We start from the raw sequence: 19,612 nt of genomic DNA, 5'->3' as shown, positions 1-19,612 counted from the left end.
GGCAGTGAGCGTGCTGACGGCGTGCAGCGCGGGGCCCTCGAACAGGCCGGTGATCGCGGTCAAGGGCGAGGGCGACCAGCCCGTCGACCAGAGCACGCTCGCCGGGCCCCAGCCGGTGCCCCCGCTGAGCGAGTACAAGACGGACTCGCTGCCGTGGTCGCCGTGCAACGAGCAGATGAAGGACCGCTTCGGCGCCGACGCCCCGCAGGGCGACCAGAAGTACGAATGCGCGCGCATGACCACCGTGCTCGACCCGCCGGGACGCCCCGGCCGCGGCACGATCGGCATCGCGCTGACGCGCGTCGGCACCGGCAAGAGCGCGCTGGTCGTCGTCAACGACCCCGGCGGCGAGCCCGGCACGCTGAAGGCCGCGCGGCTCGCGGCGGCGTTGCCGAAGGAAATCCTCAGCACGTTCACGATCATCGGCATGGACCGGCGTGGCACCGGCCGTTCGGACGGCATGGCGTGCGTTCCGCAGGCCACGCGCGCGCAGCTCGTCGAGTACGACCCGGCCGAGACCGAGCAGTCGACCCTCGTGGTCGCCGCGGGCGAGGCGTCGCAGGAGTGCGTGCTCGACCTCGAAGGCCGGCTGACCGCGTTCGACTCGTGGCGCGCGGCCGCCGACCTCGAACGCCTCCGCGACTACCTGGGCACCGACCGCCTCAACGCCATCGGCCTGGGCGAGGGCTCGCGCGTCGTCACGACCTACGCCCAGCGCTACCCGAACCGCATCGGCCGCACCGTCCTCGACGGCGCCCCGGACCCGGCGCTCGACCAGGTGGGCGTCCTCGAGTCCCGCGCCGTCGCGGCGGAGGCGACGTTCGACGCGTTCGCCCGCGACTGCAAGACCCGCGGCTGCGCGCTCGCGAACCCCCGCGAGGACGTCACGGCACTCCTGACCCAGCTGCGAACCGGCCGCGTGCGCGGCGAGTACGTCGACCTGACCCCGGGCTCGGCCCTGAACGCGATCCTGGCTGGCCTGACCGACCGGGCCCGCTGGCCCGCACTCGCCGACGCCCTGGTGAAGGCCCGAGCCGGCGACAGCACGGGCCTGTTCGCCCTGCTCGAACCGCTGGTCAACGACCTGGACGAGAACCCGCCGCGCTTCGACGCGGGCCTGATCATCGGCTGCAACGACACCGCCACCCGCATCCCCCCGGACCGGGTGAAGGCCCTCACCGCCGACTGGCAGTCCAAGCACGCGATGTTCGGCGCCGTGTTCGCCCGCATGCTGTTGCACTGCAACCCGTTCCCGCCGCCCAAGGCCGAGAAGGTGGACGCCCTGAAGAGCGCGCCGCCGATCGTGGTCCTCAGCACGGCCAACGACCTGTCCACCCCCGCGCCCGGCACCGAGCACACGGCGCAGCGGCTGCCGGGGTCGTCGTTGATCGGGTGGCAGGGCAGCGGGCACGGTGCGCTCACCCTGTCGGGGTGCGCGACCACGGCGGTGCGCGACTACCTGATCGACGCGAAGGTGCCGTCGAACGGCACCGTCTGCCCGCCCTGATCGGGCCGCGCGGACAGGGAGCATTCGCGTAGCTCACGACAGGACGGTGCCGTCGAACAGCACCGTTCGCCAACCTTGATCGGGGTGCACCAACGTCGGCGGGAACGGTTCGCGTGACCACGACGCGAAAGCCCCGTCGAACGGCACTTCTGCTCGCCCTGCACCAACGCGGACAGGGAGCCTTTCGCGCAACTCACGACGCGACGACCGCCCGACCTCAGCCGCATGAACGCAGAGGAGGAGCCGTTCGCGTGACCACGACGCGAACAGCTCCCCGCGCGAATCTTCGTGTCAGCAGCTGGAACAGCAGCCGCAGCCGGGCCCCGTGCACCCGGAACAGCACCCACACGTACCCATCAGGGCCTCCCCGTCCTCCAAGCCGGACCTGCGCGGGACATCCGCGCACCTCACGGTCCGCCCCGCCACCAGCCCTGGGAACCCCTCTCACCCGAACGCGTGCGGACAACCACCAGTGCGTCGCAGCACGTGATCGCGCTACGCGCCCAGGTCGGCCAGGGCCTTCTGGGCTGCCTCCAGTTCGGCGCGCAGTTGCTCCACCCGGGCGAGCTGCTGGGCACGCGCCGCGTTCAGCACGCCCTCGACGATCTCGGCGACCTCGGGTGTGAGCAGCTTCGCGGCCTGGGCCACCTGCGCGGGCGGCACCGGTGTCGGCCGGACCGTCCTGCGGGTGCCCTGCAGCACCTCCACGGCCCATTCGCCCTCGCCCGTCGTCACCAGCGTGATCGTGACCTCGGGGAAGGTGCTCTTCGCGGCCTGCTTGCGCGCGGCGGGCTTCGCGGGCGCCTGCTCGGCGGGAGCGGGTGCGGGTTTCGGCTTGGGGGCCGCGGGCTTCACCGGCGCCTCCGGGACGTAGGGGTGGATGACCTCAGTCTCCCGCGGCGGCTCCGGCGGCGCCGGGGGCGGGGTCGCCGGCTTCTTGCGCGGCGGCGGCTTCTCCAGCGTCAACTCGGCCGGGGAGAAGGACATCTCGTCCTTCGAACCCGTGGGCCGGACCTGGATGAAATCACCCTCCGGAGGGTCGATGACGGCCAGCAGCTTCGCCGACCTGCCCTCCTCCATGCCGACCGCGGCCGCTGTGAACCACACCATCGGCTGACTGCCTTCGTCCAACTGCGACCGCAGGTCGACGACGTCCTCCGCCGACAGCCCGCTCTTCTTCGCCATCGCGCTGCCTCCCCGTTCGAACACCTGTGCCCCAGCATGCCCTACACCCCTGACATTTCTGAGCACAGGGTCGACAACAAGATCATCAACGGGCGATGCAGCGCATGAGAGCGCTCTCAGGCCTCTTCTTCGGCCTTCTCGGCGTCTTCGGCTCGCAACTGGTACTCGCACCCGTACTCGACCGCGTACGACAGGTCGTACACGTGCACGATCTTGGGCCCGCCGTGCAGGTGCACGTACGTCACGGTCTGCTTCGGGTCCTCGGGCGTGGACGGCAGCGAATCGACCCTGCCGTCGAGGGGACCGCCGACGTACCGCACTACATATGGCTGGGACATCACGACCTCCTCTCGCGTTCAGCCCAGTCTACGAGGTCGGCCACTGGATCCGTTCCCGATACAGCCGGTTGGCTCACTCACCCCCGAACCACCGCACGGCGAGTTCGTCGAACGAATCCCCCTCGGGCATCTCACGCAGGTACTCGGGCAAGTTGGAGTAGACGTGCAACAGCGCGTAAGCCATCACCCGCCGAGGATCCGGCACCCGCCCGTACGCCTCCACCAACGCCTTCCAGCACTTCGCGTCGCCCTTGGTCACGAACAGCCCGGCACTGGCGAACTCGTACTCGAACGCCCCGCGCATCGCCGGCTCGAAGTCGAACAGCCCGGACAACTTCCCGTTGCGCCACAACAGGTGTGCGCTCATCACCTCGATGTGCAGCAACACCGGCCGCTCGTCACCGAGATCCACCCCGTCGAGGAACGCCGGAATCCGCTCCAGCCACCGCTCGTCCAGCCCGCGCTCGCGTTGCAGCTCAACGCATCTCCGCCGCTGCCCGGCGACGAACGCCGCCCAGTCACCCGGTCCGAGGACCGCGGGCGGCTCGATCACGTGCAGCGCCTTCAGCACCTCCCCGACCCGCGCGCCGACCTCGGCGTCCGGCACCGCGGGCTCCTCGCCGTACAGCCGCGACATCAGCACGTACGCCCAGTCGTCGAGCACCCCGACGCCCTGCAACCGGGGAGTCGGCACCGGCAACCTGCCGTGCAGCGCCTCCATCACGGCGGCCTCGATCGGCGCCTCGCCGTGGTACCGCGGCGGGAACAGCTTCAGCACCAGGTCGTCCCCGACGGCGAAGACGGGCAGCGACCCTTCCTCGAACCGCACCACGTCGCCGTCCAGCCCCAGGCGGTCGCGGTACGACTCGGCGTCCTGCTGCGTCGGCTCCACACCGTGATCATCACCGATCGAGGTGGACGAACGCCACCTCGCGCGCTGTCACTCCTGCTTGCGGGCGCGGGAAGGCTGCACGCGCAGCGGCTCGCCCGGCATCTTCGGGTAGTCAGGCGGGTACGGCATCTCACCGCGCGGATCGGCCGCGTACCACTCCAGCAGCGTCTCGATGCCGAACGCCTCGGAGTCCAGACCGGCGTGCGGGTCGCCGCGCTCCTCCAGGTACTCCGGCACGGTCAGCACGTCGAAGTCGTCGGGGTCCACAGTGGACAGCTCGTCCCACAGCACCGGGGTCGAGACCGTCGCGCGCGGCGTTCCGCGCACCGACCAGGCGGAGGCGATCGTGCGGTCGCGGGCGGCCTGGTTGAAGTCGATGAAGACGCGCTCGCCGCGTTCTTCCTTCCACCAGGCCGAAGTCGCCTGGGAGGGGGCGCGCTTCTCGACCTCGCGGGCCAGTGCGATCACGGCGTGCCGGACGTCGACGAAGTCCCATTCCGGACGAATCCGCACGGCGACGTGGATGCCGCGGCCACCGGAGGTCTTGGGGTAACCGGTCAGGCCCGCGTCGGTCAGCACCTCGCGCAGCACCAGGGCCACGCGGGCGGCGTCGGAGAAGTCGGTGCCCGGCTGCGGGTCCAGGTCGATGCGCAGCTCGTCCGGGTGGTCCACGTCGGGACGGCGCACCGGCCACGGGTGGAAGTCGAACGTGCCGAGGTTCGCGGCCCAGACGATCACGGCCTCGGAGGTCGGGCAGATCTCGTCGGCGGGACGGCCGGACGGGAACTTCACCTGCACGGTCTCGACGTAGTCAGGAGCGCCCTTGGGCACGCGCTTCTGGTAGAACGCCTCGCCCTCGACGCCGTCCACGTAGCGCTTCAGCACGACGGGGCGGTCGCGCAGCACCCGCAGCAGCACTGGCGCCACCGTGCGGTAGTACTCGACCACCTGCCGCTTGGTGATGCCCCGCGCGGGGAAGTACGGCTTGTCCGGGTTGGACACCCGCACCAGCTGGTCACCGACCTCGAGCTCGATCGCCTTGGAAGCCACGGCAGAACACTAAAGGCCACGCACGAACGCCGCGAGCGCCAGCTCGAAGCTGTCGCGGTCGAGTTCGCGGGCGACGCCGGGGAGCAGGTGGGCGCGGTCGAGGTGCGGGTAGCGGTCGGTGTAGTCCGCGGGATCGGACGAGAAGCCGCTGGAGAACGAGCTCAGGGCCGAGCCGAACACGATGTACATCAGGCCCGCGGCGATCATCGTGGCCTCGCGGCGTGACCAGCCGGCGTCGACCAGGGCGCCGTGCAGCAGGTCGAGGCGCTGGAGCGACTCCTCGCGGCCGGCCGGGCCGTAGGCGAGGAACGGAACGATGTTCGGGTGTGACGACAACGCCGCACGGTAGGAGCGCGCGCATCGGATCAGGCCCTCGCGCCAGTCGACCGCGAAGCCCGAGACGTCGACGGTCGACAAGATCGACGAGGCGATGTCGTTCAGCAGCTGGTCCTTGGTGCGGACGTGCCCGTACAGCGACGCGGCCTGCACGCCCAGCTCTGCGGCGAGCTTGCGCATGGACAGGCCGTCGAGGCCGTCTCGATCGATGATGGCCAGGGCCACCGACCTGATCCGGTCGGTGCTCAGCAGAGGGGTGCTCGGCCGGGGCATGTGAGTTAACCTAACACTGTTCGGTTAGTCGGGAGGGCCTGTGGATCTAACGCTTTCGGACGAACACCGGCAGCTCAGGGAGCTGGCCCGGCGGTTCACCGACGAACGCATCGTCCCCCATGCCACGCGCTGGGACCGCGACGAGGCCATCGACAGGGAACTGGTCCCCGCGCTCGGCGAGGTCGGGTTCCTCGGGCTCGGGATCGACGAGCGCTACGGCGGCTCCGGCGGCGACAACCTCGCCTACTGCCTGGTCCTCGAGGAGATCGCCCGCGGCGACAGCGCGGTCCGCGGCATCATCTCCGTCTCGCTCGGGCTGGTCGCGAAGTCGATCGCCCAGCACGGCACGGAGGAGCAGAAACAACGCTGGTTGCCTGGTCTGACCGCGGGCACCCAGGTCGGCTGCTTCGCCCTCACCGAACCCGGCACCGGCAGCGACGCGGGCAGCCTCGTCACCAAGGCCACCAGGACGGACGACGGCTACCGGATCAACGGCCGCAAGGTCTTCATCACCAACGGCACGTGGGCCGACGTCGCGCTCGTGTTCGCCCGCACCGGCGGGCCGGGCCCGAAGGGCATCAGCGCCTTCCTGGTCCCCACCGACTCGAAGGGCTTCGAGGCCACCGAGATCAAGGGCAAGCTCGGCATGCGCGGCCAGGCCACCGCCGAGATCACCCTCGACGACGTCGACGTGCCGCAGGACGCCCTGCTCAGCACTGAGGGCTTCAAGCTCGCGATGGGCTCGCTCGACAAGGGCCGCATGTCGGTCGCGGCGGGCTGCGTCGGTGCCGCGCGGGGCGCACTGGAGGCCGCACTCGAGTACGCCGGGCAACGCGAGCAGTTCGGCAAGCCCATCGCGGGCTTCCAGCTCGTCCAGGAGCTCCTCGCGGACATGGCCGTGGAGACCGACGCCGCGAGGCTCCTGACGTGGCGCGTCGCCGACCTGGCCGACCGCGGCGAGCCGTTCCGCACCGAGGCGAGCATGGCCAAGCTCTTCGCCAGCGAGGCGGCGGTCAAGGTCGCCAACAACGCCATCCAGGTCTTCGGCGGCTACGGCTACATCGACGAGTACCCGGTGGGCAAGTACCTGCGGGACGCCCGTGTCACCACCCTCTACGAGGGCACCAGCCAGATCCAGAAACTGCTCATCGGTCGCGCGCTGACGGGCATCAACGCGTTCGCCTGAAAGGAAAGAAATGGACTTCACGCTCGACGAGGAGCAGAAGGAGATCCGCGACTGGGTGCGGACCTTCGTGCGCAAGGAGATCATCCCGCTGGAGCCCGAGGTGCTGCGCCGCGAACGCGCGGGCCAGCCGGGTCTCGCGCGGGACGAGCTGAAGGAGCTGCAGGACAAGGCCAAGCAGGCCGGGTTCTTCGGTGTCCTCACGCCGCAGGAGTACGGCGGCATGGGCCTCGGCGCCGTGATGACCGCGCTCCTCGAGGCCGAGCTGGGCCGCAGCTTCGTCCCGTTCCGCTTCGGCGGCTACGCGGACAACATCCTGTTCCACGGCAACGAGGAGCAGAAGCAGCGCTACCTGCTGCCGACGATCTCCGGCGAACGCGTGTCGTGCTTCGCGATCACCGAGCCCGGCGCCGGCAGCGACGCCAAGGCCATCCGCACGTCCGCCGTGAGGGACGGCGACGAGTGGGTCATCAACGGCGAGAAGACGTTCATCACGCAGGGCAACGAGGCCGACTTCGTGATGGTGTTCGCGGTGACGGACAAGGAGAAGGGCGCCGACGGCGGCGTCACGTGCTTCCTGGTCGACCGCGACATGGGCTGGAAGTCCGAGCCCATCCCGACGATGGGCCAGTGGGGTCCGGCGGCGCTCGTGTTCGACAACGTCCGCGTGCCGCACGAGAACATCCTGGGCGAGGAGGGCAAGGGCTTCCACCTCGCGATGCAGTGGATCGGCCAGGGCCGCTACCTGCTGCCCGCCCGCGCGCTCGGCAGCGTCGAGCGGCTGGTCGAGATGGCGATCGAGCAGGCCAAGAACCGCGTCACGTTCGGGCAGCCCATCGCCGAGTACCAGGCCATCCAGTGGATGATCGCCGACTCCGCGGTCGAGATCGAGGCACTGCGCTGGCTCGTGCTGCACGCCGCGTGGCTCGTCGACCAGAAGCAGGACTCGCGGCAGGCGCAGTCGATCGCGAAGCTCTACGGCGGCATCAAGGCCAACGAGATCGTCGACCGCGTGCTGCAGATCCACGGCGGCATGGGCTACACCCGTGAGCTGCCGATCGAGCGCTGGTACCGCGAACTGCGGCTGCTGCGCATCTACGAGGGCACCGACGAGATCCAGCGCCGCACGATCGCCCGCAACCTCCTCAAGGGTCACGCGAACATCCGCGGCACGCTCGGATAGCCCTATGTTGGGGTGATGCTCAGCCACGACATCCTCGGCGTCGTCGAACGACAGGTCCGCACCTGGTCGGCCGGCGACGCCGGGGTGTACGCGGCGGCGGTCGGCGGCTACTCCCCCGCGTTCGCCATCCCGTTGTTGCAGCAGGGCGGCCCGCAACTCGGCCTGACCGGCGCCGACATGACCCAGGTCCTGCACGCCGAGCAGTCGTTGTGGTTGCACGGCCCACTCCCTTCGCACGGTTCCACGGTCGTCACCAAGACCGTCACCGACATCTACGACAAGGGCTCCGGGGCGCTCGTGGTCAGCACCTGGGAGTCGGAGCACGCGAGAACGCGGTCGTCGTGCTTCGTCAAGGGTGAAGGCGGCTTCGGCGGTGAACGCGGTGAGACGCGCGAGTTCACCGTCCCGAGCACCGCTCCCGAGGTCGGCCTCTTCCAGACGACCGGGGACCAGGCCCTGCGGTACCGCGAGACCGGCGACGTGAACCCGATGCACCACGACGCCGGGTTCGCGCGGCGGGCCGGGTTCGCGCAGCCCATCCTGCACGGCCTGTGCACGCTCGGGATCACCGTGCGCGGCCTGGACTTCACCGAGCTGCACGCCCGCTTCACCGCGCCCGTGACGCCCGGCGACGAGCTCCGGATCGAACGCTGGCCGACCGGCGAGTTCCGCACGTTCGCGAACGACCGGCAGGTTCTGCTCGGATCGGTTCGGTTTTCCGAAGTGGACAGCCGCTGAAAGCTCGCACGATCGAGTCATGAGTAGTGCCCTGGCAACCGTGGACTCCGGAATCGAACCGGTGCGCGTGGCGGTGGAGTCCCGTGACCTGATCAGCGCGGCCGGCGTGACGCACCTGTTGAAGAACTCACCACGCGTGCGGGTGGTCCAGGACCGCTCGGACGCACATGTGCTGCTGGCCCTGGTGAACGAGCTGTGCGCGCAGCAGGCCGCACGGCTGAGGGCCTGCGGTTCGCCCAAGATCGTCGTGATCGCGGCCCGGGTGCACGACCTCACCCCGTCGATCGCGGCCCAGGCCGGGCTGGCGGTTCCGCTGCGGCGGGCGGACGTCAACGCCGAACGGCTGATCAAGCTCCTCGTCGGCGGCCACGCGGTGCAGGACCGCTCGCCGGTGCTGAACGACCGCGACCTGCAGCTGCTGAAGCTGCTGGCCGACGGCGCGACGATCGCGGAGGTCGCCGCGCGGCTGTTCTGCTCGGAGCGGACCGTGAAGTACGCGCTGCACCAGTTGCTGGAACGGTTCGGGCTGCGCAACCGGGTGCACGCGGTGGCGTGGGCGTTGCGTTCCGGCTTGCTCTAGGCCCTGTCCTGCAAGTCCGTTCGATGAGAGTCACGGTCGAGAGTCCCGGAGGCGGTGCCGCCGCAATGCCCTCATACCGGGCGTATTCGGGCTTTGCGGCGGTGCCGCCTCCGGGGCCCTCGACCGCGACTATCGCGAATGAGACTTGCAGGACAGGGCCTAGGCCGTTCCGAAGACGGAGGAGAGCTGCACCCGCCTGCTGATGCCCACTTTGCGGTAGACGCGGGTGAGGTGCAGCTCGACCGCCCGTTGCGTGACGTTGAACCGCGCCGCGATCGATCGGTTCGTCTCGCCTTCCAGCACCAGCAAGACGATTCGCGACTCGTGCGGCGTCAGCCGGTCCCACGCCGCCCCGCGCGGCGGGCGGTGCTCCCGGCCCAGCGCCGCCCGCGCCTGGTCCGCCAGCTCGGCCGCCCCGGCGCGTTCGGCGTCGGCCAGCGCGGCACGGGCGGTGCCGAGCGCGAGGTGCATGCGAGCGCGCTGGTGCAGCAACAGCACGCACGTCCAGACCGGCGGCAGCGTTCCCGTGTAACCGAGCCGCACCAGCATCTCCCGTGCCTCGCCAGGACGGCCGGCGTCCGCACAGGACGCGACGAACGCCGCCGCGCCCAGCGCCACGCAGCCCCGAAGCGGTGACGCCTGGGCGAGTTCGCGCATCAGCCGGGAGACCTCGGCGTGGGCGCCGCCGGCCCGATGCGCCCACATCTCCAACGCGGTCAGCCAGTCCCGTTCCGCGCCGACGAGCCGGACCCGCAGCTGTGGCGCGAGATCCAGCACGACCCGTTCGGAACCCCGGCGCAGCAGGCCGAGTCCGGCGAGAGCCAGCGGAACGATCAGCGGCCCGCTCTCGGGGAGGTCCCGCAGAGCCCGTTCGGGATCCTCCGGCACGACAGGTGCGGCCGAGTGGCCGAGCAGGTCCTCGTCGCACTGCCAGTCGAGCACCACCGCGTCGAACCACTCCCCCGCAGCGGGCCGCTGCCGGGCGAGTTCGTCGGCGCGGGGCGCGATGCCGCAACGCAGGTGGAGCTCCGCCATCGCCACGGCCACGTGCTCGGCGATCTCCCCCTCCACCGGCTCGCGCAGAGCGGCGCGCAGGCACCTCACCGCCTGCTCCGGCCGCCCCGCCGCCTGGTGCAGCCGTGCGGCCCCGTGCAGCAGCGGCGCCACCCACCGCGCCCCGACAGGTTCCGCGCAGGCCACCACGTGCTCGGCGACGGCGACCGGCGGATCGCACCGCCGATGCGTGACCTCGGCGGCCGTGCGGTGCAGGGACTCACGTGACTCCGGCGTCATCTCGTGCCGGATCGCATGGCTCAGCGCCGGTGACCGGACGCGCATCGGGTCGCCGTCGGCGAGACGCGCGTCGACAAGGCGTTCGAACGCGGCCAAGGTGCGGAACGACCCCATTCCGGCGACCTCGCACAGCACGTCGAGGGACGCGCTGCCCAGCACCGCCAGCGCACGGGCGACCGCGACCGCGTCGGCGTCCAGCACCTCCCAGTTCCGGCGCACGGCCCGCAGCAGACGCGGCAGCCGCACGCCGGGAAGCACGGCGCGCAACGAGGACAGGTCCGTGACCACGTCCAGGACGTCGCTCAGCACGCCGGGAGCCCCGCCGCTGTACTCCAGGCACAACGCGGCCAGCTCCGGCGGGACCTCGGTGTCGAAGCGCCGCCGGATCATCTCCGCGACCGCCTCGGCGTCGATCGGCCGCAACGGCACCCGCACGGCGTCCACGACCGCCAGGACGTCCGGATCGCAGTCGCCCGCGAGCACCACCGCGCCCCGGAAACGCGCCAGCCGGTCGGCCTCCTCCGCGCACAGCCGCTCGGCGTCGTCGACCACCAGCACCGTGTGGCTGTCGACCCCGCTCAACGCCCGCAATCCGCGAACAGGCCGCAACCCGCTGCGCACCGCGATTGAAGAAGCAACGGACAGCAATGCGCTTTTGCCCATACCAGTTGCACCATGCACAACGCACGAGCGAGCGCCACCGCTCAGCGCCTCCGTCAGGACGGCGATCTCCCGCTCACGTCCGACGAGCAGGCCACCCGCCCTGCGCACGGCGGTGCCCACGAGACCGGGGCTGAGCGGGGCGACCATGTCAACCAGCAAATCGCGGGCCGATCCGCAGGACCATGCAGAAGCACCGGCAGAAGTTCCGCAGGTCTGCCCCTTCGCACAACATCGGGTGCCGGAGCACCCGCCGGGAACGCGAAAACCATTCGACCAATCAATTGGTGATGACAACGACTCGTCGTGAACCAATTCGCTGCCCATTACGTGATTCCTTGTGTACACCTCACGAACACCTCTAGGAGTTCCGATGCGGGTCGCGTCACGCACCGTCTTCGACTTCGTCCGGCCGAACGGCTCCACCGCGCCGGTCGAGACCGAGCTGCTCTACCGGTCGGAGGACCCGTTCGCCGTGACGATGAGGTTCCGCGCGGGCGGCTCGGTCGCCACCTGGGTCATGGGCAGGGACCTGCTCGCCGAGGGCATGAGCAGGAGAGCGGGTGACGGCGACGTGCGGTTGCGGCCGCATTCGAGCCGGGTGCTGGTGCTGGAGCTCGTCTCCGACCGGCACATGACGGTCTTCCGGGTGCCGGCGGGCACGCTGCGCAAGTTCCTCGCCGCGACCGACCGGCTGGTGCCGCGCGGCACGGAGCACTTCGACGCCGACGCGTTCCTGAGCACCGTCCTACGCTGAGAGTCCGAGCACTTCCGCGAGGTCGTGCTGCAGCCTGGTCATGCCGGGCGACTCGTAGCCCTCGCTCTCGGCCAGCGCACGCACCCGGTGCCGGACGGCGGCGTCGTGGTCGCCGACGCGGTCGCAGAGCCCGGCGATCTCCATCAGCACGGCCACCTTGGCCTCCGGGTCGGACAGCGACTCCACCGCGCCGGCCAGCTGGTCCCGCGCCTCGGTGAACCGCCCGGCGGCGGCCAGCGCGCGGCCACGGGTGTGCCTGGCCATCGACAGCAGGTTCGCCGCGCCCCGTCCGAGGAGCTCCTCGGCGTGCGCCACCACGCTCAGCGCCTCGTCGTGCTCGCCCGCCTCGACGAGGGCGTCCGCCAGGCGGAGCGTCAGCTGGGCGGCGTTCTCCAGCGCCACGCCGCGCTCGTCCCCTCGCAGCGCGCGTTCCTGCTCGACGCACGCCCTGTGCGTTTCGACGGCCTCTGGGAGCCGGCCTTGCCGTTGCAGCAGAACACCGGAGAACGACAGCGCGATCACGACGTCCATCGGCCGGCCCGCCTCCCGGAACAGCTCGGCGGCCTGCCTGGCGTGGACGACGCCGTCCGCCTGGGTGCCGTCGCGGTTCGCGATGCCCGCCCGGTAGTAGTGCGCCCAGGCCCTCTCCGTCAGCGAGCCGCACTCCCGCGCCGCCCGCAACGCCTCGTGGTGCCACCGCTTGGCCATCGGGATGTTCGTGTGCCGCGCGATGTAGACCCAGCACACGAAGTTGAGCTGCTGGGCCCGCTGCCGCAGCTCCCCCAGCGCCGTGGCGGCACCGACGCCCGCCGTGTAGACCTCCCGCCACAGCTCGCCCGTGCCGCGGTGGTCCGAGTACCAGTGCATCGACCGCGCGAGCGCCAGCACCTGCTCGTGCGCGCCGTCGGCGACCGCCTCGCGGAACGCGCCACGCCAGTTCGCGAGCTCCCCGGACAGCCAGCGGTTCGCACCGGCCAGGTCGGCGGCGCCCTGGTCGTCCGGCAGGAACGCCGACGCGTGCCTCGTCGCGGTGGCCAGCAACCAGTCACGCGTGCGCAGGCGGTGTGCCTCCACGTCGGGCTCGTCGCTGTGCAGCCGCTCGCGCGCGTAGTCGCGGATCAGGTCGTGGAACGAGTACCGGCCGGGAACGCCAGCGCGGAGCAGGCTCGCGTCCACGAGCTCCTCCAGCAACGCCTCGGCGTCGCCGGTCCCGGCCGCCACGGCGGCGAGTTCGACGGACGTGTCCGGGCCGTGGACCAGCGCGAGCCGGCGGAAAAGGGTCGCCGTTCCGGGTGCGAGCAGACGGTAGGACAGCTCGAAGGCGGTGCGGACCTGGACGTCGCCGGTCGCGAGGACATCGAGCCGTGCGCGTTCGTCGGACAGCTGATCGGCGAGGTGCCGCAACGACGACGTGGTGCGGCCGGCGATGGCGAGCGCCAGCGGCACCCCTCCGCACAGCGCCGCGACCCGGTCCGCCGACTCCAGGTCGGCCGCGATCCGGCCGGCGCCCGCGGTCACGGCGAGCAGTGCGACGGCGCCGTCGTGCCGCAGCGGGCCGAGGTCGACCCGCGCGCGGCTGTTCAGACCCGCCAGCACGTTGCGGCTGGTCACGACCACGAGCGAGCCGGGGCTGGCGGCGAGCAGCGGCCGGATCTGGGCCTCGTTCGCGGCGTTGTCGAGCACGAGCAGCACGGTCCGTTCGCGCAGCAGCGAGCGGTAGAGGCGGAGGCTGTCATTCGGATCGGACGACATCTTGGCGTCCGGCACGCCGAACGCCCGCAGCAGCCGCACGATGGCGCGCTCCGCCGACAGCGGCGACGGGTCCATGCCGCGCAGGTCGAGGTGCAGGCAGCCGTCGGGGAACCGACCGGCGAACCGGTGCGCCGCGTCCACCGCGAGAGAGGTCTTCCCCACGCCGGGAGGGCCGTGCACGACCACGACCTCCAGCACGGACGACGCCGCCGCACGGCTGATGTGGTCGGCTATCTGCTGCTGCTCGGCTTCACGGCCGATGAGCGTTTCGGCGGCGGGTGGCGTGCAGTCCGTGCGTTCGGGACGTGGTTGCGCGGCCTCTGACGACCGTGCGAGCGCCACAAATCCCTCAGCCTCTTCGTTGCGCAGACCCAGTCCGCTCACCAGCAGGTCGACGGTCTGGGCCTGCGGGGTGTGCACGCGGCCGCGTTCGAGGTCGCTCAGCGTGCGGACACCCAGGCCGGTGCGGGCGGCGAGGTCCTCCTGGGTGAGTCCCCTGCGGCGCCGGTAGAAGCGCAGGAACTCGCTGAAGGTGGTCGCCCGCATTCCCTCACCCCCCGGACAGGCACTTCCGCACCTCGGCGGCGATCTCGCGCGTCGCGTCCGTGTCCCACCGTTCGCACGCCGCGAGCGAGTCTCGCAGATGATCTCGGTACGCGCTGTGGTCGCCCCGTGACTCGGCGTTGTGAGCGAGGTCTCGCAGGATCTCGATCTCGCCCATGCCGTCGCCCAGCGCGCGGAACCTCGCGAGCGCCTGGTCCAGGTCCTCGTCCGACTCGGCGAGGCGGCCCGCCGCGCGGTGGGCCAGGCCGCGGTGCCACAACGTAGTGGCGAGCCAGGACGCCATCCGGGCGCGCCGGTAGACGGCCTCGGCCTCGGTGAGCGCCTCGACGGCGTCGTCCGGCCTGTCGACGTCTATCAACGCGAGGCCGAGCCATCCGAGCGTGCGACCCAGTGCGGAGAGTTCGTAGATGGTGTTGGCGTAGGCGCGCTGTTCCTTCGCCACTTCTTCGTGGGCCGTCACGGCGGCGATGGGACGGTTCATCGACCGCCACAGCACGCCGAGCACGGACCGTGCGTAGTGCTCGTCCATCGGCTCCCGCATCGAGTCGATCGCCTGGAGGCACACGCGTTCGGCCTCGTCGAACTCACCGAGCCCGCTGTGCGCGGCCGACGCGATCAGCCACACCCAGCCGAGGTGCCCGGTCTCCCCCGAAACCTCGGCGATCCAGGCCGCGCCGGTCAGCACCTCCAGCGCCGGTCCCGGCCGGTGCGCGACGTCGAACAGCACCCAGCCGAGCTGGCCGCGCACCACGATCTCCTGCCACGGTTCGCGCGCGGAGGCCAGCGCGAGGCGGTAGACGCGTTCCCAGACCAGGCCCGGTTCGATGGCCGCGTAGTGCGACACGGCGATCACCGCGCGCGTCACGTCCTCGTGCAGCCCCCTGGCCTGCGCCCGTTCGACGATCTCGGGCAGCAGGTCGCGGTGCTCGTCCAGCCAGCGCCGTCCCGTGGCGACGTCGGGGAAGGCCCTGCGCCGCGGGCTCACCCGCCGGGCGTCGCCCGTCTGTCCGAAGAGGACTCCGGCGGCCACGGTGGTCTCCAGGAGCCAAGCGAGCATCCTGCGGTCCGCGTCGTCGTCGGAGGCGTCGACCAGGCCGGTGGCGAACGTCCGCACGAGGCCGTGGATCGCGTAGCCGCGGTCGTCAGGGTCTAGGAGGCTGACGTCGGTGAGGTCCTCCAGCGCCTGTTCGGCCTTCTCAACGGTGATGCCGGCCAGTTCGGCCGCGAGCTCAGGAACGACGTGAGTGCCGACGAGCAGCCCGAGCCGCCGGAACACCAGCCGCGCGGTCTCCGGCAGGTGCGCGAGCGACACCTCGAACGCGCCGCGCACGTCCAGGTCGCCCGCGGTGAGCGCGGCCAGGCGGCGTTCCTCGATCTGCTCCACGAGGTGGCGGAGAGGCCAGCGCGGGCGACTGGCGAGCCGGTTGCCCGCGATCCGGAGCGCGAGCGGCGACGTCCCGCAGAGCCGGACGAGTTCCCGTGCTGTCGCGGGATCGGCCTCGACGCGCTGCGCGCCGATGATCGACGAGAGCAGCTCGACGGCGCACGGTTCGGTGAGGCCGCCGAGCCGGATCCACGTCGCGCCCGCCAGTCCGGCGAGCCGATGCCGGGACGTGACGATCGTGAGGCAGCCCGGATCCGCTCTCAATGTGCGGACTTCCTCCTCCGTGCTCGCACCGTCGAGCACGAGCAGAAGGCGTTTGCCCGCGAGCAACGACCGGTAGAGCCGCGTCTGGCCGTGCACGTCCTCTGGCACGTGTTCGGCGGGCACTCCGAGGTCTTTGAGCAACCGTTGAAGGGGCTGTGCGGAGCCCTCCAGTTCGATGAGCAGCTGACCGTCCGGAAAGCGGCCCTCCAGCAGATGGGCGGCCCTCACGGCGAGGCTCGTCTTACCGGTACCCGCGGCCCCGTGCAGCACCACGAGTCCGTTGGGCATGTGGGAGATGGCGTCGAGTTCGGCGTCACGGCCGACGAGGTCCGCCACGTACATCGGGAGCGACCAGACCGGGCTGGTGAGCGCGACCCGGCCGGTCCTGGCGAGCCGGCGCAGTTCGGCCTGGTCGCTCTCGTCCAGTTCCAGCGCGTCGACCAGGGCCTCGGTCGTGCGGCGCTGCGGGGAACGGGCGCGGCCGCGTTCCATGTCGCTGATCGCGCGGACGCTCACCCCGGACCGCTCGCTGAGCTCCTCCTGGCTGAGCCCGGCGTTCTTGCGGTGCCGCAGGAGCCGGGCGCCGAACGTCATGGCACAAAAGCTAGTGGTGCGGCTCGGAAAATGGCTGGGTAATTCACGCTCAGCAGGGCGCCTCGCACCCGTCTGACCGCGAATTCGCCCGGCAACTTTCCAAGCCACACCACTAGTGGGTCAAGCTCGTGATCATCTGCGCGCACACGCGGGAGAGGTGCCGGCGCATCACGGTCGCCGCCCTGGCCGCGTCGCCGTCCGCGATCGCCTGGACGAGCTCGTCGTGGTCGTCCAGCGAAGCGTGCTGGTGCGGCGGGTCGTCGTCCAACGCGCTGCGCAGCAGCACCACTCGTTGCTGCACGAGCCGCACCTGCTCGGCGATGTACGGGCTGCGGGCGGCCTCGATCAACGCCTGGTGGAACGCGAGGTCCAGCCGGTACGGGAACGGCTGCCCCGCCTTGTAGTTGCGCCGGCTCTCCGCGCACACGTCCTGCAGCCGCACGAGGTCGACGTCGGTCCGCCGCGATGCCGCCAGTTCCGCCGCAGCGCACTCCAGCGCGGTGCGCAGCTCGAACAACGCCCTGACGTCCTCGGGGCTGGCGTCGGGCACGAACGCGCCGCGGTGCGGGACCAGCGTCAGCAGACCCTCGGAGGCCAGGTGCCGGATCGCCTCGCGCAACGGCCCGCGGCTGATGCCGAGCTTCTGCGCCACCTCGACCTCGTTGACCCGGGAGCCCGTCGGGATCTCCCCGGTGAGCACCTGCTCGCGCAGCACGTCCACGGCCTGCCCGGCCAGGCTGAGGTGCAGTGGGGCCGGAGGTGTCACCTTCGTCTCCTGATCTGGACGGCACCGGCCGTCCTCCCGCTAAAATAGCGAACGTGTCAACTGTCGACAGTTGGCAGTTTCACCGATGAGGCTGGAGGGGCGACATGGCACACGAAGTGGTGGCTGAGGTCTGGCGGGGCGACTTCCTCGAGTCGGTGCACCACGGCACCGTCGTCGCCACCGGTGCCTCCGGTGACGCGGTCCTGTCCATCGGCCGTCCCGGCGACGTCGCGTTCCCGCGTTCGTCGAACAAGCCCTTGCAGGCCCTCGCGATGCTGCGCGGCGGTCTCGACCTCGACGGCGAGCTGCTCGCCCTGGCCTGTGCCTCGCACTCGGGCGAGGACTTCCACGTCGCCGGCGCCCTGCGGATCCTGGCCTCGGCCGGTCTCGGCGAGGACGCCCTGCAGTGCACCCCCGACCTCCCGCTCGGCGAGCAGGCGCGCGCCCGGCACCTCGCGCAGGGCCTCGCGCCCGCCCCGAAGTACATGAACTGCTCCGGCAAGCACGCCGCCATGCTCGCCACCTGCGTCGTCAACGGCTGGTCCACCCACGACTACCTGGACCCGGCGCACCCGTTGCAGGTCGCGACCCGCCTCACGATCGAGGACGTGGCCGGCGAGCCCGTCGCCCAGGTCGGCGTGGACGGCTGCGGCGCCCCGATCTTCGCCATCAGCCTCACCGGCCTCGCCCGCGCGTTCGGCCGCCTCGCCAGCGCCCCCGAAGGCACCCTCGAACACCGCGTCGCCACCGCCATGAGCACCTACCCGCAGTGGGTCGGCGGCACCGGCCGCGACGTCACCGCGCTCATGGACGCCCTGCCCGGCGTCATCGCCAAGGACGGCGCCGAGGGCGTCTACGCGGTCGGCCTGCCCACCGGCGAGGGCGTGGCGCTGAAGATCGCGGACGGTTCTTCGCGCGCCCGTGCGGTCGTCATCGTCGCGGTGCTCAAGCGGCTCGGGGTCGACGTGAGCAAGCTCGAGGACCTCGCCACGGTGCCGGTTCTCGGGCACGGCCGCGCGGTCGGCGCGGTCCGGCCGGCGCTCGCGCTGGCGAGTTGACGCCCCGCCGCCCGTGAACGGCCGCCAGGCCCTGATCCCGCACCCCAGCCACTAAGCTGGGGTTTATGGGCGATTCGAAGGACGAGGACGAGAAGTTCCAGGAGGAGCTGATCGGTCTCGACCCACACGACCCCGAGACGAAGGCGTTCGCCGACCATCTCGACAAGATGCAGCGGCAACGCCCGGGCTACACCGTCGAGGGCTACCTGGAAGGCGTGCAGGACTTCGCCGACTCGGCGAACCGCACGACAGGCCACCAGCGGCTCGTCGCCGTCATCGTCGTCGGGCTCATCCTGCTGGGCGTGCTGCTCACGGTCTGGTTCGCACTGGGCGACATCCTCGCCATCATCTTCTGAGCCGGACGTCTCCTGGCCGCGAACGAGAACGACACCTTAACGGGGCCTTACGGCGCCGCCCCTCACAGCGCCGCCGGGAAGCCCTGAGGGCACGCCGGAGTTATAAAGAGACATGGAACCTGTTGTCGGCGCCACCCCCAAAGTCGTGCGTTCCGAAGAGGAATGGCGCGCCCAGCTCAACCCCGCCGAGTTCGCGGTGCTGCGGCAGGCGGGCACCGAGCGTCCGTGGACCGGTGAGTACACCGAGACCAAGACCGAGGGCCTCTACGAGTGCCGGGCCTGCGGGGCCGAACTCTTCCGCAGTGACACCAAGTTCGACTCGCACTGCGGCTGGCCGTCGTTCTTCTCGCCACTGGCCGGGGACGCGGTCATCCTGCGTGAGGACCGCGCGCTCGGCATGAAGCGCGTGGAGGTGCTCTGCGCCACATGCCACAGCCACCTCGGGCATGTTTTCGAGGGCGAGGGGTACCCCACCCCGACGGATCAGCGGTACTGCATCAACTCCATCTCCTTGAAACTCGTTCCGTCCGAATAGGAGACTGAGCTCAGTCCGGGTCGCAAGGAACCGGACGGACCTGGGAGGCACCATGATCTTCCGCACCGCTCTGCGTGGCACTGACGGCGAAGGCTCCGGCGGAGTCGACGGCGGCTCGTCCAGCTAGGCCCTGTCCTGCAAGTCCGTTCGATGAGAGTCACGGTCGAGAGACCCGGAGGCGGTGCCGCCGCATGGCCCTCATACCGGGCGTATTCGGGCCTTGCGGCGGTGCCGTCTCCGGGGCCCTCGGCCGCGACTATCGCGGACGAGGCTTGCAGGACAGGGCCTAGCCACAGGCAAGAAGCAGAGGCAGAAGGCCGGCAACCCTAAGGCTTCGTCAACAAGCCTTGTGGGGCTGTGGCGC

Annotated in this window: 18 protein-coding genes; 9 read left to right on the top strand and 9 right to left on the bottom strand. The window is 70.9% G+C overall.

What is annotated here, in order from left to right; genetic code table 11:
- Positions 1–4: 4 nt before the first annotated feature.
- Complete coding sequence (locus DFR72_RS29950; protein ID WP_245983628.1) at positions 5–1,507, top strand: alpha/beta hydrolase; 1,503 nt, start codon at positions 5–7, stop codon at positions 1,505–1,507.
- Positions 1,508–2,002: 495 nt separating this feature from the next.
- Here DFR72_RS29950 and DFR72_RS29945 read toward each other — a convergent pair whose 3' ends face one another.
- The 5 genes from DFR72_RS29945 to DFR72_RS29925 all read right to left on the bottom strand — a co-directional run bounded on the left by DFR72_RS29945 (position 2,003) and on the right by DFR72_RS29925 (position 5,581).
- Positions 2,003–2,692, bottom strand: coding sequence for a DUF6319 family protein (locus DFR72_RS29945; protein WP_090069291.1), 690 nt, complete (start codon positions 2,690–2,692; stop codon positions 2,003–2,005).
- 116 nt (positions 2,693–2,808) lie between these two features.
- Positions 2,809–3,030, bottom strand: coding sequence for a hypothetical protein (locus tag DFR72_RS29940; protein ID WP_090069289.1), 222 nt, complete (start codon positions 3,028–3,030; stop codon positions 2,809–2,811).
- A 73-nt stretch (positions 3,031–3,103) separates the two neighbouring features.
- Positions 3,104–3,922, bottom strand: coding sequence for a phosphotransferase family protein (locus DFR72_RS29935; protein WP_170176448.1), 819 nt, complete (start codon positions 3,920–3,922; stop codon positions 3,104–3,106).
- Positions 3,923–3,970: 48 nt separating this feature from the next.
- Positions 3,971–4,972, bottom strand: coding sequence for a non-homologous end-joining DNA ligase (gene ligD, locus DFR72_RS29930; protein ID WP_090069285.1), 1,002 nt, complete (start codon positions 4,970–4,972; stop codon positions 3,971–3,973).
- A 9-nt stretch (positions 4,973–4,981) separates the two neighbouring features.
- On the bottom strand, positions 4,982–5,581 hold the full coding sequence (locus DFR72_RS29925) for a TetR/AcrR family transcriptional regulator (protein ID WP_090069283.1): 600 nt from the start codon (positions 5,579–5,581) through the stop codon (positions 4,982–4,984).
- 40 nt (positions 5,582–5,621) lie between these two features.
- Between DFR72_RS29925 and DFR72_RS29920 the strand changes: the two genes are divergently transcribed.
- From DFR72_RS29920 to DFR72_RS29905, 4 genes are read left to right on the top strand one after another with little or no spacing between them, the layout of a single operon-like run.
- Positions 5,622–6,767, top strand: coding sequence for an acyl-CoA dehydrogenase family protein (locus DFR72_RS29920; RefSeq protein WP_090069281.1), 1,146 nt, complete (start codon positions 5,622–5,624; stop codon positions 6,765–6,767).
- A gap of 10 nt (positions 6,768–6,777) precedes the next feature.
- Positions 6,778–7,947: an acyl-CoA dehydrogenase family protein gene (locus DFR72_RS29915; protein ID WP_090069279.1), complete on the top strand. Its 1,170-nt coding sequence runs from the start codon at positions 6,778–6,780 to the stop codon at positions 7,945–7,947.
- 15 nt (positions 7,948–7,962) lie between these two features.
- Positions 7,963–8,685, top strand: a complete 723-nt coding sequence (locus tag DFR72_RS29910) for a MaoC/PaaZ C-terminal domain-containing protein (RefSeq protein WP_143086854.1) — start codon at positions 7,963–7,965, stop codon at positions 8,683–8,685.
- Between the two features lie 19 nt (positions 8,686–8,704).
- Positions 8,705–9,265 (top strand): helix-turn-helix transcriptional regulator, encoded by a 561-nt coding sequence (locus DFR72_RS29905; RefSeq protein ID WP_090069275.1) that lies wholly within the window; start codon positions 8,705–8,707, stop codon positions 9,263–9,265.
- Between the two features lie 159 nt (positions 9,266–9,424).
- Here the strand turns inward: DFR72_RS29905 and DFR72_RS47170 are convergent, their stop codons facing one another.
- Positions 9,425–11,368, bottom strand: a complete 1,944-nt coding sequence (locus DFR72_RS47170; RefSeq protein ID WP_170176447.1) for a helix-turn-helix transcriptional regulator — start codon at positions 11,366–11,368, stop codon at positions 9,425–9,427.
- 223 nt (positions 11,369–11,591) lie between these two features.
- Here DFR72_RS47170 and DFR72_RS29895 point away from each other — a divergent pair, with 223 nt between their 5' ends.
- The gene (locus tag DFR72_RS29895; RefSeq protein WP_090069274.1) at positions 11,592–11,975 is read left to right on the top strand and encodes an SsgA family sporulation/cell division regulator; all 384 of its coding nucleotides are present in this window, start codon (positions 11,592–11,594) and stop codon (positions 11,973–11,975) included.
- Here DFR72_RS29895 and DFR72_RS29890 read toward each other — a convergent pair.
- From DFR72_RS29890 to DFR72_RS29880, 3 genes are all read right to left on the bottom strand, one after another.
- Positions 11,967–14,273 carry an ATP-binding protein gene (locus DFR72_RS29890; protein WP_090069272.1) on the bottom strand — a complete coding sequence of 769 codons (2,307 nt, stop codon included), beginning with the start codon at positions 14,271–14,273 and terminating at the stop codon, positions 11,967–11,969. The genes DFR72_RS29895 and DFR72_RS29890 overlap by 9 nt on opposite strands.
- A 4-nt stretch (positions 14,274–14,277) precedes the next feature.
- Positions 14,278–16,533, bottom strand: a complete 2,256-nt coding sequence (locus tag DFR72_RS29885; protein ID WP_090069271.1) for a helix-turn-helix domain-containing protein — start codon at positions 16,531–16,533, stop codon at positions 14,278–14,280.
- A gap of 112 nt (positions 16,534–16,645) precedes the next feature.
- A complete protein-coding gene (locus DFR72_RS29880; RefSeq protein WP_090069269.1) occupies positions 16,646–17,299 on the bottom strand; it encodes a GntR family transcriptional regulator in 654 nt (217 codons plus the stop codon).
- Between the two features lie 104 nt (positions 17,300–17,403).
- Here DFR72_RS29880 and DFR72_RS29875 point away from each other — a divergent pair, with 104 nt between their 5' ends.
- From DFR72_RS29875 to msrB, 3 genes are all read left to right on the top strand, one after another.
- Positions 17,404–18,357 carry an asparaginase gene (locus DFR72_RS29875; protein WP_090069268.1) on the top strand — a complete coding sequence of 318 codons (954 nt, stop codon included), beginning with the start codon at positions 17,404–17,406 and terminating at the stop codon, positions 18,355–18,357.
- Positions 18,358–18,422: 65 nt separating this feature from the next.
- Positions 18,423–18,713 carry a hypothetical protein gene (locus DFR72_RS29870; protein WP_090069266.1) on the top strand — a complete coding sequence of 97 codons (291 nt, stop codon included), beginning with the start codon at positions 18,423–18,425 and terminating at the stop codon, positions 18,711–18,713.
- Positions 18,714–18,825: 112 nt separating this feature from the next.
- The gene (gene msrB / locus DFR72_RS29865; protein ID WP_090069264.1) at positions 18,826–19,248 is read left to right on the top strand and encodes a peptide-methionine (R)-S-oxide reductase MsrB; all 423 of its coding nucleotides are present in this window, start codon (positions 18,826–18,828) and stop codon (positions 19,246–19,248) included.
- The last annotated feature ends 364 nt before the right edge of the window (positions 19,249–19,612 follow it).

The organism is Lentzea flaviverrucosa, assembly GCF_003350445.1.
Classification (GTDB): Bacteria; Actinomycetota; Actinomycetes; order Mycobacteriales; family Pseudonocardiaceae; genus Lentzea; species Lentzea californiensis.
The sequence above is the reverse complement of the archived record's forward strand: the minus strand, read 5'-3'. Positions and strand labels throughout refer to the sequence as shown.